The following is a 15238-nucleotide window of genomic DNA, read 5'->3' on the forward strand; positions in this document are numbered from 1 at the left end:
TGACGTTAGGGGGCGGATTTCGTTCCCGAATTTTTTGCGGCGAAGGCACTGAGGTCGGTGAAGAATTCGCTGACGCGCGGCCGGCGCAGCGCCTTGAAGGGCATCGGCCGGCACAGATCCATCGCCGAAATGCCGATGCGCGCTGTCATCAGGCCGTTGATGACGCCTTCGCCGAGGCGGGCCGACAGCTTGGCGGCGACACCGGTGCCGATCGCCTGCTGCAGGATGCTGTCGCCAGCGGCCACCGTGCCGGTGACGGCGAGATGGGCGATGACGTCGCGGAACAGGCGCAACAGGCCGAACGTGCCGGGGCGTCCGCCGTATAGGATGGCCATGGCGCGCACCAGGCGCAGGGCCTCCCAGGCGACATAGAGCATATCGAGGCTGGCGCGCGGGCTGATGGCGGTCACCAGCGAGACGCGGCGTGCGGCGTTGACGATGAGTTTGCGCGCCTCGCGGTCGAGCGTCGCCAGGAGTTCGCGTTCGGCAAAGGCCAGCAATTGCGGACCATCGACGATTTCGCCGTCGAGCGCCTTGAGCGCCGCCCGGCCGCGCGCCGTCTGGGCCCGGTTGCCGAGAAAGGTGCTGACCTGGTGGCTTAACCGGCGCGCCTCGGCGGCTGTCACCGGCCCGCCGCCGTCAACCTCGGCGCTGTCAACCTCGGCGCGCAGTTCGGCGACGCGGGCAAGGCGCATCAGACCGCGTATCTCGCGCCAGAGCAGCAGCATGAAGGCGATGAGTGCAATGGCTGCAAGGCCAAGGGCGGTCCAGCCGAGCCAGGGAAGACGGTCGAACAGGCTGCGCACCAATTGATCGACCCAGAGACCAATGGCGAGCGAGAGCAACAGGCCGAGAGCGGAGAGCAGGATCTTGCCGGGCGTCAGACGGCGGCGGCGCCGCGGGGCGGCCGGCGGCAGTTCCAGGGCCTCGCGCAGAAAGGGATCGTCCTCGGCCTCGGTCAGCGCGACGGCCCCCGACACGACCGTCGGCCGGCGCGGCGGCGCGGTTTCGGGTCTCGCCGTTTGCCGCGCTTCATCGTCCGTTGGGACAAAGGCGCGCGGCGCGCGCGGCGCATCGGCGGCGGACCGTTTCGCAGGATCATGGTCGGCGGTCATTCGAGCCGGTCTCCCAAAAGATATTGCAGGGCACGATCCAGCCGGATGTGCGGCAGGGACAGTTTCACGCCCTGATCATCGGTCTCGATGCGCGGCGGGCGGAAGCGAACGATGTTGATCGGCGGAATGCTGGCTTGAGAGGATGATTCAAGCTGTTGGAAAAATGAATCCGGATCGGTCGGCAAGTCCCCGGGAAATATCGCTGTTTTCGTCGCGCCATCGAAGGTCTGGCCGGTGATGGTCTCGCCGGCGAGCGGCGTGCCGACGATCAAGGGCAGGGTCTCGCCGTCGCTTTCGCCGCGCGCTTCACGCGTGGCGCGCACGGCGGCCATGGCCATCACCTCGAAACCGGCGCCGGAGGCGCCAATACGCTGCGCGGCGCGCTCGACCAGGCGGCGCACCAGCGCCTCGAGCCGGTCATGGCTTTCGTGATGCAGGTGGTCGGCCTTGGTCGCGGCGACGAGAACCTTGTCGATCCGGTGCGCAAACAGGCGCGTGATCGGGTTCGCGCGGCCGGGGCGGAAACATTCGAGAACTTCGCCGAGGGCGCGCTCGAGATCGATCACCGCATCGCGGCCGGCATTCATCGCCTGCATGGCGTCGATCAGGACGATCTGCCGGTCGAGGCGGGCAATGTGATCGCGGAAGAACGGCTTGACGACGGCGGTCTTGTAGCTCTCGAAGCGGCGCTCCATCATCGCCTGAAAGCTGCCGGAGGGCGCGCGGCCATCGGGCAGGTCGGGCAGCGGCGCAAAGGTCAGCGCCGGCGATCCCTCCAGATCCCCGGGCATGAGGAAACGACCCGGGGGCAGGGTCGACAGGGCCCGCGAATCGGCCTTGCAAGCGGCGAGATAGCTGGTGAATGCGCCGGCGAGGGCTCGCGCCTTTTCCTCGCTGGCGTCTGCGTGGGCGGCAATCTCGCCCGCTTGAGCCAGCCACGCGCCGGACAGATCGCTGCGCGCCGGCGAGCGCGCCAGGGCAACGGCGCGTTCGGAAAAGCTGCGGTAATCCTGGCTGAGCAGCGGCAGATCGAGCAGCCATTCGCCGGGATAGTCGACGATGTCGAGATTCAGCTTGCCGCCGGAAAACAGACGGCCCCAGCCGCTGGCCGATTCGAACTCGAGGACCAGCCGGAGTTCCGAAATGGCGCGCGTGGATGCTGGCCAGAGACGATCGGTGACCAGCCGGGCGATGTGGTCTTCGTATTGAAAGCGCGGCACCGCATCATCGGGCTGCGGTTGCAGATAGGCTTTCGACAGGCGGCCTTCCCAGGCGGCTTCGAACATCGGCAGGCGCCCGCCGTGGATCAGGTTGTGCACCAGCGAGGTGATGAAGATGGTCTTGCCGGCGCGCGACAGGCCGGTCACGCCAAGCCGTAGCGATGGCGCATTGAAGATGCCGCCGGCGCGTTCACCAAGAGTGCCGAGCGCGATGCGGGCTTCGTCGGACAGGCTGGTAATCGATGGGGGCACGCGTCGTGGAACTCCGTCTGGAACAGATTCTCATATAGGTTCGGGTGCGGGCAATGCCAAAGGCGGGTGGCCGAGGCGGCCGGCAGAATGCGCCGGTGGCGAAGTTCTGTCCTCAGGAGTTTGACGGCGTGAGAAAGGCTGAAAGCGTGGCCGTGCCGCGAATGCCGGTCGCCGAGAGCGGGCATGCGGCGAGCAGCAGTCCGGCGGTCGGAAATCCCGTTTCGAGCGCCTGGCGCGCGGATGTGTCGTCGCGGCTGAACAGTGCTTCGGCTGTTTCGCCGATCATCGGGTTGTGGCCGATCAAGAGGATCGCGCTTGCGGCACTGCCGGGTCCGGCATGCGTGTCGAGAAGATCGAGATAGGTGTCACTGGAACTGGAATACAGCGGCGGATGGAAGATGATCTCGGCATTGGCTGGAAGGGCACTGCGAACAAGCTCGAACGTCTCGACGCAACGGGCCGCCGGCGAACAATAGACATGCGAGGGCCGAAAGGCGTGGTCTGCGAGGCGCGCTGCCAGTCGTTGCGCCTCGGCGCGGCCTTCCGCGTTGAGGGTGCGATCGAAATCGCGCTGGCCGGGCAGCGACCAGCCGGCGTGGGCATGGCGCAGGAGGCCGATGGTCAGAGTCTTGTCGTTTTCGCTCATCTGTTGCATTCCGCCTGCGCCGCCCCTTGCCGGTCCGCCTTCTCAATCCTTGGTCGCAAGCGGTTGCCACGTAACGTCGGCGCTCGCTGCCGGCGCACCAGATTGGCGTCAGCTTGCCTGTTTATGCACGCCAGCAAGGATGCTTGTCACCCCTGCATGCACCGGGATCGTCATAATCTTCAACAGATTAGCCGAAAACGGAAAACTGCTTAAAACTCTCGCGCGCCGGCGTTTAAGGCTTGTTTCAACGGGTTCGTATCGCTATACACCACGCGCACTGTCAGTAGCGGAGGAATCGCTATGTGTGAAGAAATCGATTTTTCCTCTTATGTTCCTTCTGACAAGGAGGACTTCATGAATTTCAAGCAACGCGCCTATTTCCGGGCGAAATTGATTGCATGGAAAAACGATATTCTCGCCGAGGCGCGCGAGACCCTGGATCATCTGCAGGAAGAAAGCGCCAATCATCCCGATATCGCCGATCGGGCCTCATCGGAAAGTGACCGGGCGATCGAATTGCGGGCGCGTGACCGCCAGCGCAAGTTGATTTCGAAGATCGATGCGGCATTGTCGCGGATCGACGAGGGCACCTATGGTTACTGCGAGGAAACCGGCGAACCGATCAGCCTGAAGCGGCTGGACGCGCGACCAATCGCAACCTTGTCGATCGAGGCGCAGGAGCGTCACGAGCGGCGGGAAAAGGTTTACCGCGACGAATAATGCGGTTTCGTCCGACGCCATGGATGGCGTTTGGCTTGCCTTGATTTGATGTTCGATCAATACGCCCCTTCGCGACGGCGTTTTCAGGCAACGGCTTGTCTCTTGGCGGCTTGCCCTCGCAGTTCTCACCCCACCTGATCAGATCAGTCTTGCGGAATGCATCCTTACGGCTGCGCGCTCGTGCGGAGCAGCTGTGCCGGCTCGATCTGTGCATCGCACTGCACACACAAAACCGCCGCCGAACTGCATTGGCAGATCGGCGGCGGATGATTGTCTCGAGCCGGTGTCAGGCTCGGGCCGCATTCCTGTTCAGGAATGGCGGGCGAGATCGCCCAACAGGCGGCTCATTTCCTCTTCCAGACGATCCTGCGGGCGCTCCGAGCGACGTTCTGGTGCCCGGTTCGGGCGCAGCGGCGTGGGGCGTGCCGACATGTCCCGGCGATGATCGTTGGCGGGTGCAACCGTTGTGAAGTCGGCGGTCGGGAAGGATTGATCGAACCGGGAGTTCGGCAGGTTGCGTTCCGCTGTGGCCGGCACCTGGCTGAATTGCGAGCCTGAGACCGCCGCAAGTTGCGGGGTTTGCGCATGCTGGACCGGAGCGGAATTCTGGGCGTAGTGGACGGGCGCCGGATATTGCTGATGCTGATCGCGGGCCGCCTGTTGCTCATGGCCGTCCTGGCTAATTTCCTCGGCGAGCTCTCGTTCGAGAATGGAGGCAAATTCGGCCGTGCTCGGCGCTTGTGCAGCGTGCCGGCCCTGCTCGGATGCGGGTGAATGGCCCTGCTGATCTGCGTGCGCCTGCGCCGCCTCGGCCTCGGCCATGCTTGCGGCGAAATCCTCTGCGAGTTGCCGGTCGTCGAGATCCTGTTGGGTCATGCCGTGCGGCTGGGACGCTGCCTGCTGGACCGGTGCCGGATAAGCCTGCGGTGCGAAGCCCTGTGCAGCATCTGGCGCGGGGTGCGGCTGCTGCCAGCGTTGGTCAGTGGCCTTCGTGGCCGCGGGCGCGCCTGATGAATTGTGCAGCACGGCGTATTGTCCGGCGATGGCGCTATTGGCGCGCTGCCTTTCGGCTTCTCTCGCAGCGGCGCTTTCCTGGCGAAACTGGTGTGAGCGCAGCTGAACCGTCGGCGCGGCGGGGTGCAGGAAATCCCGGGTCGGGGCGGCGGCGCGCGCAGGTTGCGGCGCCGGTTCCGGAGTGTCTCCCCAGCGCGAATCGGACGGCTTTGCCTCCGCCTCGACTTCTGGCTGCGGCACGCTCTGAGGAGCGCTCTGCACTGAAGTCTGCACTGGGACCGGGGCAGGGCGGGCCTGCTGCGGCGCCGAGCGGGTCTGCTCGTCGTCCGGCCAGGCTTCCAGCGTGGCTGCCGCCGGCATTTTCGGCGGGAAGACAGGCTGCAGCGGTTCCGCTCTTTCTGAAGACTGGGCAAGGTCTGCCGATTGGGCATGGGCCGCCGGACGTTCATGGGTATGCGGCCGGGGTTGCTGCTTTGGCTGGGTCTGGGGCTGGGGCTGGGGCTGGGGCTGCCGTGCCGGCTGCGCCATGGCCTGCGCGCGTGCCGTGAGGCTTTCTCCCGACGAGGGACGGGTGGCGAGAGGTCCATCGCCATTTGTCGGGGCAAGGTGGGCCCCCGGCGCGGCGATCGAAATGCCGCTTTCGATGACGACATCTGTCGGGCCGCCGATCAGGATCAGATGTTCAACCCTGTCGCGGCGCACGAGAACAAGCCGGCGGCGCGTATCGACCGCTGCGGCGTCCAGGACGGCAAGGCGTGGCTTGCGATTGTTGCCGCCGCGAATGAACGTCGAATTCGAACGAGCCCGTATCAGTCGCAGAACGATTACGAGCACCAGCAGACCGATGGCCACTGCCCCGACCGCCAGAGCGAAGCTGATTGCCTGCTCGCCGCCAAATTGTTCCAGCACCGTGCATCTCTCCCCAGGTTATTGGATTGCCGTCGCGTGACACATGTCACCCGGCCACAACCCGACCCTTTTTGCCCCTGTGACGGTATTGACACATTTTTTGACGCAGGCGGCAAGGGTTACGGGGCCACAGCTTAACGATTTCGTCACGATTTGCCTTGAATTGGCCTTTTTTTATGGTCTCTGCGGCCGCCGTTATTGGGAAATGAGGCGGCAGAGCTGTCCACATGTGTTTGTGAAGGGCTGTTTGCGCTACCACCGGGTTCAGGAATATGATTCGAATCCCACCATTGGATTGACAGGGCAAGCCGCAGAATGAACGAGACGACGCCAAGTCCCGGGCCGATAACACCGCTGGTCGACCGGGGCACGAAGCCGCGCTCGATCCTGCGCCTGCTTTTGCTGGCCGCGATCATGATCGGTACGTCGATCTTCTTCTTCCTGTTTCAGGATCGGCTCGACAATGAGATGATGCTGGCCATTCTCGGCGCGCTCGCCGTGATCGGCATCTTCTTCCTGGTGTCGATGGTCATCGGGTTCATCGCCATCACGCCGAAATCCCAGAGCGATCCACTGGCGCGCGCCTTCATGGATTCGCACACGGAAGGTGTCCTGGTCACCGACAGCCGTGACCGGGTGATCTACGCCAATGCGGCCTATGGCGCCTTGACCGGCCAGACGAAAAACACCGACGTGCAGTCGGTGGAGGCGCTGCTGGCGCGGTTCAAGGACTCGTCGGAAGCGGTGTACCGGCTGGCCAATGCGATGCGGGCCGGCGGATCGGGCCAGGAAGAGTTCCGCATGGTGCAGCCGCTTGCCGGCGGTGGCCAGGGGCGGCCGGCCTGGTACCGGTTGCGCGGGCGGCCATTTCCCAATCCGGAAGGCGGGGAATCCCTGCTGGGATGGCAATTGTCCGACATTACCGGCGAACGCACCGAACAGGAGCTGGTGTTCAAGGAACTGCAGCACGCCATCGACTATCTCGATCATGCGCCGGTCGGCTTTTTCTCGGCGGACCGGGACGGCGGCATCGCCTATATCAATGCCACGCTCGCCGACTGGCTGGGCATCGACCTGACGGCGTTTGCGCCTGGCAAGGTGATGCTGCGCGATCTGGTGGCGGGCTCGGGCATGGCGCTGATCGAATCGGTGCAGGCCGAGCCGGGGCTGAACCGGACGGCGCAGCTTGATCTCGATCTTCTCAAGGCCAACGGCCAGAGCCTTCCGGTGCGGATGATCCATCGCGTCACCGCAGCGCGTGACGGCGCGCCGGGCGAGAGCCGGACGATCGTCATCTCGCGCGAGGAAGGCGAGAACCGGCTTGATGCAGCGCATGCTGAGATGCGGTTCACGCGGTTCTTCAACAACACGCCGATGGCCATCGCCTCTGTGGATGGCGGCGGGCGGATCCTGCGCACCAACGGCCCCTTCCTGCAGATGTTCTCGGGTGTCGTCGGGCGCGACGATCTCGATCGCGGTGTCCTGTTTGAAAACGTTTTGCGCGACGGCGACCGTCCGTCGTTCCGTGAGGCGCTGGCGCAGGCAGCGGACAAGCAAGGCAAGATCGCCCCGATCGATGGCCGTGATCCGGCCAGCGACGAGCGGCATTTTCGCTATTACGTCAATGCGGTGATCGATCACAACGAGGAGACACCGGAAGAGACGGCGATCATCTATGCGGTCGAGACCACCGAGCAGAAGGCGCTCGAGGCGCAGATGGCGCAGACCCAGAAGATGAATGCTGTCGGCACGCTGGCCGGCGGCATTGCGCACGACTTCAACAATGTGCTGACGGCCATCCTCTTGTCGGCCGATCATCTCCTGCTGTCGCTGCGGCCATCGGATGCCAGCTTCGCCGATCTGATGGAGATCAAGCGCAATGCCAACCGCGCCGCGGTTCTGGTGCGCCAGCTCCTGGCCTTTTCGCGCAAGCAGACAATGCGGCCGACCGTGTTGTCGATGACCGACGTGATCGGCGATCTGCGCATGCTGATCGACCGGCTGACCGGGACGCATGTCAAGCTGGCGCTCGAATTCGGGCGCGATCTGTGGCCGGTGAAGACCGATCTGGGTCAGTTCGAGCAGGTGCTGATCAACCTGGCCGTCAATGCCCGCGATGCCATGCCGGAAGGCGGGACGATCACGGTGCGGACCCGCAATGTCGACAGGGCGGAGAGCGAGGCGCTCAATTACCGCGGCATGGAACCGGGGGATTTCGTGCTGATCGAGGTGCAGGACGAAGGCACCGGTATTGCCCCCGATGTCCTCGAGAAGATTTTCGAGCCGTTTTTCACCACCAAGGAGGTGGGCAAGGGCACCGGTCTCGGACTGTCGATGGTCTACGGCATCGTCAAGCAGTCCGGCGGCTACATCTTCCCCGAATCCAATGTGGGCGAGGGCACGGTATTCCGCATCTTCCTGCCGCGCCACATCGACGAGGCGGGCGACGGCGAGGCCGACGGCACGCAGCGGTCCGGCAGCGCTGATGCCGCCATGGCCGTGGCAAATGGCGAGAGCGCGGGCAGGGGCGCGGCATCGCCGGGCGGCGCGGCCAAAGCGGCGACGGAGCCGGGCGATCTGACCGGCGGGTCTGCGGTGGTGCTGCTTGTCGAGGATGAAGAGGCGGTGCGGCGCGGCGGCAAGCGGATGCTGGAGGCGCGCGGCTATGTCGTGCACGAGGCCGAGAATGGCGTCGAGGCTCTGGAGGTTCTGGCGGAACTTGACGGCGCCATCGATATCGTGGTCTCCGACGTGGTGATGCCGGAAATGGACGGCCCGACCCTGTTGCGCGAATTGCGCAAGGATTATCCGGACATGAAGTTCATCTTCGTGTCCGGCTATGCCGAGGACGCCTTCGCGAAAAACCTGCCCGAGGACGCCAAATTCGGCTTTTTGCCCAAGCCGTTCTCGCTCAAGCAACTGGCGATCGCGGTGAAGGAAATGCTGGAGGGGGAGGAGTGATCCCGCCAGGCTCGCAGCGGCGCCTTGCAGCGCCGCATCAAGAACCCAATGCTGCCGCAATTGATTTTACAATCGCCAGCGATTCCATTTGAGGGGACACAGTCCGATGAAACTGAAACTTGCCACGGTGGCCGTCACGACCATCTTTCTTGCCGCCTGCACGACCGATCCCTATACCGGTCAGCAGAAAATCTCCAACACGGCCGGCGGCGCGACGCTCGGCGCGCTGGCGGGTGCCGGGCTCGGTACGCTGGCCGGCGGCGATGATCGCCGCAATGCGCTGATCGGCGCCGGTATCGGCGCGCTGGCCGGCGGTGCCGTCGGCAATTACATGGATCGCCAGGAGAATGAGCTGCGGGCGCAATTGCAGGGCAGCGGCGTGTCGGTGACGCGTGTCGGCAATTCGATCGTGCTCAACATGCCGTCGAACATCACCTTCGATACCGATGAGTCGGACGTGAAGCCGCAGTTCTACAACACGCTGAACTCGGTGGCGCTGGTGCTCAAGAAGTTCAACCAGTCGCTGGTCGATGTCACCGGCCACACGGATTCAACCGGCTCGGACAGCTACAATCTTGGCCTGTCGCAGCGCCGGGCGCAGTCGGTGTTCCAGTATCTGGTCAGCCAGGGCAACAATCCGCAGCGCTTTTACGTGCGCGGGGCAGGCGAATCGCAGCCGATTGCCGACAATGGCAGCGAAGCAGGCCGCGCCGCCAACCGGCGCGTCGAGATCAGGATCGTGCCGCTCAGCTAGAGCCAGAACGCCTTTCTCGCCGATACAGCCCGGACGGTTTGCCGCCCGGGCTTTTCCTGCCTGTCTTTCGCGAGGGTTTGCGTCAGGCCGCCGGCTGCGACGGGCCCGGCGCCTTTCGACCATCGGTCCTGCTCAATCGGCCAGTTCGATGGCGATTTCAGCAGCGAGGCGGGCATTGTTGATGACCAGGGCGATGTTGGCATCGAGACTGGCGCCGCCCGAGAGCTGAAAGATCCGATCGAGCAGAAAGGGTGTGACCTGCTTGCCGCCGATGTCTTCGGCGCTGGCGTCGGCCAGGGCCGCGGCGATGTAGTCTTCCATGCGCTCGCGGGCGATCTCGTTTTCAGCGGGCAGCGGATTGGCGACCAGCAGGCCGCCATGGTTTCCGAGAGTGCGCCGGGCGCGCTCGAACCGGGCGATGGCGGCGGCGTTGTCCAGGCGCAGCGGCGCCGGCAGGCCAGCACTGCGCGACCAGAAAGCCGGCATGCTGTCCTGACCATAGGCGATGACCGGAACGCCAAGAGTCTCAAGCACTTCCAGCGTTTTCTCGATATCGAGAATCGCCTTGGCGCCGGCCGAGACGACGATTACCGGCGTGCGCGCCAGTTCATCGAGATCGGCGGAGACATCGAAGCTGTGCTCGGCGCCGCGATGCACGCCGCCTATGCCGCCGGTGGCAAAGACCGCAATACCGGCAAGATGCGCGGCAATCATCGTGGCGGCGACGGTGGTGGCGCCGGTGCGGCCCTCGGCGATGGCAAAGGCGAGATCGGCGCGCGAGAGCTTCATGGCGTCTTCGGTGCGCGCCAGAGCGGTGATCTGCTCTTCTCTCAGGCCGACATGCAACTGACCATCGATGACGGCGATGGTCGCCGGTACGGCGCCGGCCTCGCGGATTGTTGCTTCGACCTTGAGCGCCATGTCGCGGTTGCCGGGCCAGGGCATGCCATGCGTGATGATGGTCGATTCGAGCGCCACCACCGGCTTGCCGGCGGCGAGCGCGTCACCAACCTCGGCGGTCATCGTAAAATTGTGTGCGGCCATGACAAATCCGTTGGCTTGAGGGCAGGGGGTTCGCCCATGCCATGAAGGCCAGGCGAAAGGCAAGGCGCAAGCCGGGCGGACGGAAAGGCTGACCGCCGGGCGGTGCGGCTGTATGCGCTGGCGCTTCACATATCCGGTTGCGGTGTGGCCTCTACGGCCTCGTCGAGCCGCTGGCGGGTCAGATCGGCAACGACCGGGCCGCGCACGCCAAGGGTGAGGCGCGCCAGGGCCATGCCGCGGCGTGTGCATTCGGACAGTGGCGCACCGGTGAGATAGGCATCGATGAAGCCGGCGGCCAGGGCGTCGCCGGCGCCGGTGACATCGGCAAGGTCGGGCAGCGGCGGTGGTTTGGCGTTTATCATCTGCTGGCCGTTGAACGCGCTGAGCGGCTGCGGACCGCGGCTGATCGTGCCCCCTTTCAGGCCGAGGCCGCACAATGCCGCCAGTTCGTCATCCGCTGCGGTCGGGCGGTCGGCCTCGCCGGATTCACCCCCCGGTCGCGCAAGGGCGTTTGCCTCGGCCGCATTCATGAACAGCCAGTCAAGGCGATCGAGCAGCGGGCGCAGACGCATGACCTTGACCGGGGAAATGGCAATGGCGGCGCAGATGAGGTTGCGGGCCCGGGCTTGTTCGCTCAGCGCCAGCAGCGTTTCGGAGCGCAGATTGCAGTCGAAAAGCAGGAGCTCGGCAGCGTCGAGTTGCGCCTGGAAGCGGGCTGACTGGATGCGGCGCGGCGACAGCAGATCGTAGATCGCCATATCGGCCAGCGCCGTGACGAGATTGCCGTCGGGCTCGAGAATGGCGGTGTAGGAGGCGGTGGCGCGGTCGAGAAAAGTGATCGGGCAATCGATGATACCGGCGTCTTCCGCCGCCGCGGCGACCTGTTCTCCGGCTGCGTCACCGCCGCGCAGCGAGACCAGCGTGACGGCATGGCCGAGCCGCGCCAGATTGCGCGCGGCATTGAAGACACCGCCGCCGGCCGCCTCCTGCCAGGCGCCGGGGTTGCTGGCACCGGTGATATGGCGGGCGTGAAGGCGCCCGGTGCGGTCGATATGGGCACCGCCAATGGCGAGAATGCGGGTCATGGCTGCGGCAGGTGCCGGCGAATCGGCGTCATCATGCGCACCTGCGGCCGGTGTTGAGCAGCCCCGTCGGCCCCTGCAGCCTGCCGGATGTATCCCCTTGAACCATGTAGGCCGGGCAACGCGCTGATTCGGCTAGTTAAGCGATTCAGTGTTTCGGGGCTTTTCGTCATGTGGAGTTTCCAAAATGATAATGACTCCACACGCTAATCGATTCCTGTCACTCTCTGCAAAAATGATTCAGGGAGCGCTTTGGTATGGCAGAAAAGAAACAACTCGAAGACACGGAAGTTCGGCAGGTTTCGCAAGAAGAATTAGAGATTGCGTACCAGGGGCCAGCTGTTTTCTCGAACAAGTTTTTCTTATCTATAACTCATTCGGGACTGCGGGTAGCATTCGCGGAACAGAATGGGGAGGCATTGCCAGCCCAGTTTCGGACGGCTGTTGTCTTGCCTTATCAAGACGCGCTTCAGCTATCCAAATTGCTTCAAAAGGCGATAGACGACAACGTACAACTCATTCCGCAGCAGAAATCTCCAGATGCCTGAAAAATGGACAACAACGTCTGGCGATACCACTGGCGCCGGAGGGACTTTTTCTCCACCCTCAAGAGCCGGTGGTTCTGGTGGCCCCCGCTCTTCGCACGCCCCAGTTTTGGTCGGCGGCGGCGGCGATAGCCTTGACTACACAATTACGCGGACGGCGCCCGAGTCGCTTCTTCGACACGATATTTCTGATGAGGAGCTAGATGTGCTCATCGGGGATGATAGCAGACCATTCGAAAAAGATATTCTTTGGGCGGCAATAGGAACAGCGGCTGGCGCTATCGCGCCTGCGATTCAAGCCGTTCATGGGCTTACAAGTGAAATGCCAAACTTTGGTTTCTGGGATTTGGCAGAATGTGTTATTTTTGCATGCGGTGCCATCGTGGCGATCATCATGGTTATTCTGATATCACGGAAGCCAAAGAAAACAGGCGCTGCCGACCTTGCGAAATCAATCCGAGAGAGAACGGCAAAAAAAGTTGGAACAACCGCTAAAGAGGTTTGATAACCTTTTGAGTGCGATGCTTACGCAGCCTCCTCTTTCCCTTTCGAAACCGGACGGGGGAAAGCCTGCAAAAGAAGCTCCAGCATCAAATGCGGCTGTTTCCGAAGGTTCTGACGGAACTCGAACTCCCAAAGGTAAGTCTGCAACCACTTCGGCGAAACGGTGACGTAGGTTCCGGCGAGGGACCGCTTAACATGGCTCCAGAATGATTCGATTGTATTGGTGTGAACGTCGCCGTTCACATATTCGCCAGCGCGGTGGTTGATGGTCCCGTGCCTATAGCCAAGCTCTGACAGTTCGCCAAAGACGCGGGCTTCGTCGGTTGCAACACGCGATCCGGGCTTCACCCATTTGAAGATGGCAGGCATGACATGGCGGCGCGTGCGACCGGGAATGACCATTGTAATCGTCTCGCCGCCGCGCTCGGTTGCGCCGATCACAACCGCCTTGTCATCCTCACCGCGCTTGTCGTGGCCGCCAAAGAACGCCTTATCGACTTCTACGATGCCGCCGCCCTTGCCGCCAAGCGGGCCTTCGCCGTCGACATAACCCATATACTGGCGGATCAGGTTGCACATGCGCCACGCGGTTTTATAGGTCACGCCAATGGTGCGCTGAACTTCCTTGGCAGACACGCCATTGCGGGAAGCGCAGAACATGAACATCACATGGAACCAGTCGCGCAATGGTGTGCGGGTGTTCTCAAACGGGGTGCCGGCGGTTGGGTAAATCTGATAGCCGCAGAAGTCGCATTCGTAGCAGCGACGTGACTTAACCCGGTGAAAATTGGCCTCCTTGCCACACTTGGCGCAAGTGTGGCGCTTGCCGTATCGGGTTTCCATGAGATGATCCAAGCAGGAATCATCATCCGGGAAGCGGTCAAGGAACTGGCGAATCGTGGGGAGTTTCGGGTTCTTGCTCATGAATTATATATACGCATTCCCCTTACATGTTTCAAGGGGATAAATTCGCAGCCTGCCGTTGCAGACATAAACAGAACAAATGCGAAAAAACTCCAGTGAATCAGGGGGTTGTGTCGGGGTTGTGCGAGCGGAACAAATCAGGTACATATGAGCCATGAAAGCATGCATTGTGTGATGCGGCATGATAACCTAAAGGTGGACGGAATGGCACAGAACTCTTTGCGGTTGGTAGAGGACAAAGCGGTGGACAAAGGCAAGGCGCTCGACGCCGCACTTTCCCAGATCGAACGGGCGTTCGGCAAGGGGTCGATCATGAAGCTCGGCGCCAATGATCAGGTGGTGGAGATCGAGACCATTCCGACCGGCTCGCTGGGGCTGGATATCGCGCTCGGCGTCGGCGGTCTGCCGAAGGGGCGCATCATCGAGATCTACGGGCCGGAAAGCTCGGGCAAGACGACGCTGGCGCTGCAGACCATCGCCGAGGCGCAGAAAAAGGGCGGCATCTGCGGCTTCATCGATGCGGAGCATGCGCTTGATCCGGTCTATGCCCGCAAGCTGGGTGTCGATCTGGAAAATCTTCTGATCTCACAGCCGGATACGGGTGAGCAGGCGCTGGAGATTACCGATACGCTGGTGCGTTCGGGCGCCCTCGACGTGCTGGTCATCGATTCGGTGGCGGCATTGACGCCGCGCGCCGAGATCGAGGGCGAGATGGGGGACAGTCTGCCCGGCCTGCAGGCGCGGCTGATGAGCCAGGCGCTGCGCAAGCTGACGGCGTCGATCTCGCGCTCGAACTGCATGGTGGTGTTCATCAACCAGATCCGCATGAAGATCGGCGTGATGTTCGGTTCGCCGGAAACGACGACCGGGGGCAATGCCCTGAAATTCTATGCCTCGGTGCGGCTCGACATTCGCCGCATCGGTTCGGTCAAGGACCGCGACGAGGTGACGGGCAACCAGACCCGCGTCAAGGTGGTGAAGAACAAGATGGCGCCGCCCTTCAAGCAGGTGGAATTCGACATCATGTATGGCGAGGGCGTGTCGAAGACCGGCGAGCTGATCGATCTCGGCGTCAAGGCCGGGATCGTCGAGAAGTCGGGCTCATGGTTTTCCTACAACAGCCAGCGGCTGGGGCAGGGCCGGGAGAACGCCAAGCAGTTCCTGCGCGACAATGGCGCGCTTGCCGACGAGATCGAGCTGGCGCTCAGGCAGAATGCCGGATTGATCGCCGAGAAATTTCTCGAAGGTGATCGCGACGAGGATTTCGGCGACGCCGATGAGGCGGCGGGCTCTTAAGCCGCGCGGCGTCTTCGTGCGGTCCTGCGAGGAATCGGGCAGCCGGTCGGGCGCGGTGCTGCATCGTTGCGCCGAACCTTTGGTCTGACCGCATCAGCCGGGCCGCATCGGCCTGTCTGCATCGGCCTGTCTGCATTGCGCCGTGATCCGCTTTCTTGATTTCATGATTTTCAGCCGCCGGCGGGTCCGGCGGCTGTTTGTTGTGCATGCGGTTTGAGCAGGGTTTTGAACCCGCGGTTTGAGCAGGGGGTT

General features: G+C 63.2%; 12 protein-coding genes and 1 pseudogene. 6 read left to right on the forward strand and 7 right to left on the reverse strand.

Features of this window, described 5'->3' with window-relative positions:
• Positions 1-5: 5 nt before the first annotated feature.
• The 3 genes from KY465_RS12310 to KY465_RS12320 form a co-directional block, all read right to left on the reverse strand.
• Positions 6-1115, reverse strand: a complete 1110-nt coding sequence (locus KY465_RS12310; protein ID WP_219202003.1) for a YcjF family protein — start codon at positions 1113-1115, stop codon at positions 6-8.
• A complete protein-coding gene (locus KY465_RS12315; RefSeq protein WP_219202004.1) occupies positions 1112-2587 on the reverse strand; it encodes a YcjX family GTP-binding protein in 1476 nt (491 codons plus the stop codon). Before KY465_RS12315 ends, KY465_RS12310 begins: the two co-directional genes overlap by 4 nt.
• Before the next feature lie 112 nt (positions 2588-2699).
• Entirely contained in the window at positions 2700-3233 is a 534-nt protein-coding gene (locus KY465_RS12320; RefSeq protein ID WP_219202005.1) for a SixA phosphatase family protein, read from the reverse strand.
• Between the two features lie 300 nt (positions 3234-3533).
• Between KY465_RS12320 and dksA the strand changes: the two genes are divergently transcribed.
• The gene (gene dksA, locus KY465_RS12325; protein WP_219202006.1) at positions 3534-3953 is read left to right on the forward strand and encodes an RNA polymerase-binding protein DksA; all 420 of its coding nucleotides are present in this window, start codon (positions 3534-3536) and stop codon (positions 3951-3953) included.
• Positions 3954-5597: 1644 nt separating this feature from the next.
• Here the strand turns inward: dksA and KY465_RS18800 are convergent.
• Positions 5598-5873, reverse strand: a pseudogene (locus tag KY465_RS18800) (flagellar biosynthetic protein FliO); the annotation flags it as partial.
• Positions 5874-6191: 318 nt separating this feature from the next.
• On the opposite strand from KY465_RS18800, the gene cckA reads away from it, so the two are divergent.
• Together cckA and KY465_RS12340 are read left to right on the forward strand one after the other, a co-directional pair.
• Entirely contained in the window at positions 6192-8837 is a 2646-nt protein-coding gene (cckA, locus tag KY465_RS12335) for a cell cycle histidine kinase CckA (protein ID WP_219202008.1), read from the forward strand.
• 106 nt (positions 8838-8943) lie between these two features.
• Positions 8944-9591: a YiaD family glycine zipper/OmpA-like lipoprotein gene (locus tag KY465_RS12340; RefSeq protein WP_219202009.1), complete on the forward strand. Its 648-nt coding sequence runs from the start codon at positions 8944-8946 to the stop codon at positions 9589-9591.
• 132 nt (positions 9592-9723) lie between these two features.
• Here KY465_RS12340 and KY465_RS12345 read toward each other — a convergent pair whose 3' ends face one another.
• Positions 9724-10635, reverse strand: coding sequence for a pseudouridine-5'-phosphate glycosidase (locus KY465_RS12345; protein ID WP_219202010.1), 912 nt, complete (start codon positions 10633-10635; stop codon positions 9724-9726).
• Between the two features lie 125 nt (positions 10636-10760).
• Positions 10761-11720 carry a carbohydrate kinase family protein gene (locus tag KY465_RS12350; protein ID WP_219202011.1) on the reverse strand — a complete coding sequence of 320 codons (960 nt, stop codon included), beginning with the start codon at positions 11718-11720 and terminating at the stop codon, positions 10761-10763.
• A gap of 254 nt (positions 11721-11974) precedes the next feature.
• Between KY465_RS12350 and KY465_RS12355 the strand changes: the two genes are divergently transcribed.
• Complete coding sequence (locus KY465_RS12355) at positions 11975-12265, forward strand: hypothetical protein (protein WP_219202012.1); 291 nt, start codon at positions 11975-11977, stop codon at positions 12263-12265.
• Positions 12258-12767: a hypothetical protein gene (locus KY465_RS12360; RefSeq protein ID WP_219202013.1), complete on the forward strand. Its 510-nt coding sequence runs from the start codon at positions 12258-12260 to the stop codon at positions 12765-12767. The genes KY465_RS12355 and KY465_RS12360 overlap by 8 nt, the downstream gene beginning before the upstream one ends.
• Before the next feature lie 20 nt (positions 12768-12787).
• On the opposite strand, the gene KY465_RS12365 is transcribed toward KY465_RS12360, so the two are convergent.
• Complete coding sequence (locus KY465_RS12365; protein ID WP_219202014.1) at positions 12788-13690, reverse strand: IS1595 family transposase; 903 nt, start codon at positions 13688-13690, stop codon at positions 12788-12790.
• A gap of 204 nt (positions 13691-13894) precedes the next feature.
• Between KY465_RS12365 and recA the strand changes: the two genes are divergently transcribed.
• Positions 13895-14986 carry a recombinase RecA gene (gene recA / locus KY465_RS12370; RefSeq protein WP_219202015.1) on the forward strand — a complete coding sequence of 364 codons (1092 nt, stop codon included), beginning with the start codon at positions 13895-13897 and terminating at the stop codon, positions 14984-14986.
• Positions 14987-15238 lie beyond the last annotated feature (252 nt).

Source organism: Neohoeflea coraliihabitans (assembly GCF_019334345.1).
Classification (GTDB): domain Bacteria; phylum Pseudomonadota; class Alphaproteobacteria; order Rhizobiales; family Rhizobiaceae; genus Pseudohoeflea; species Pseudohoeflea coraliihabitans.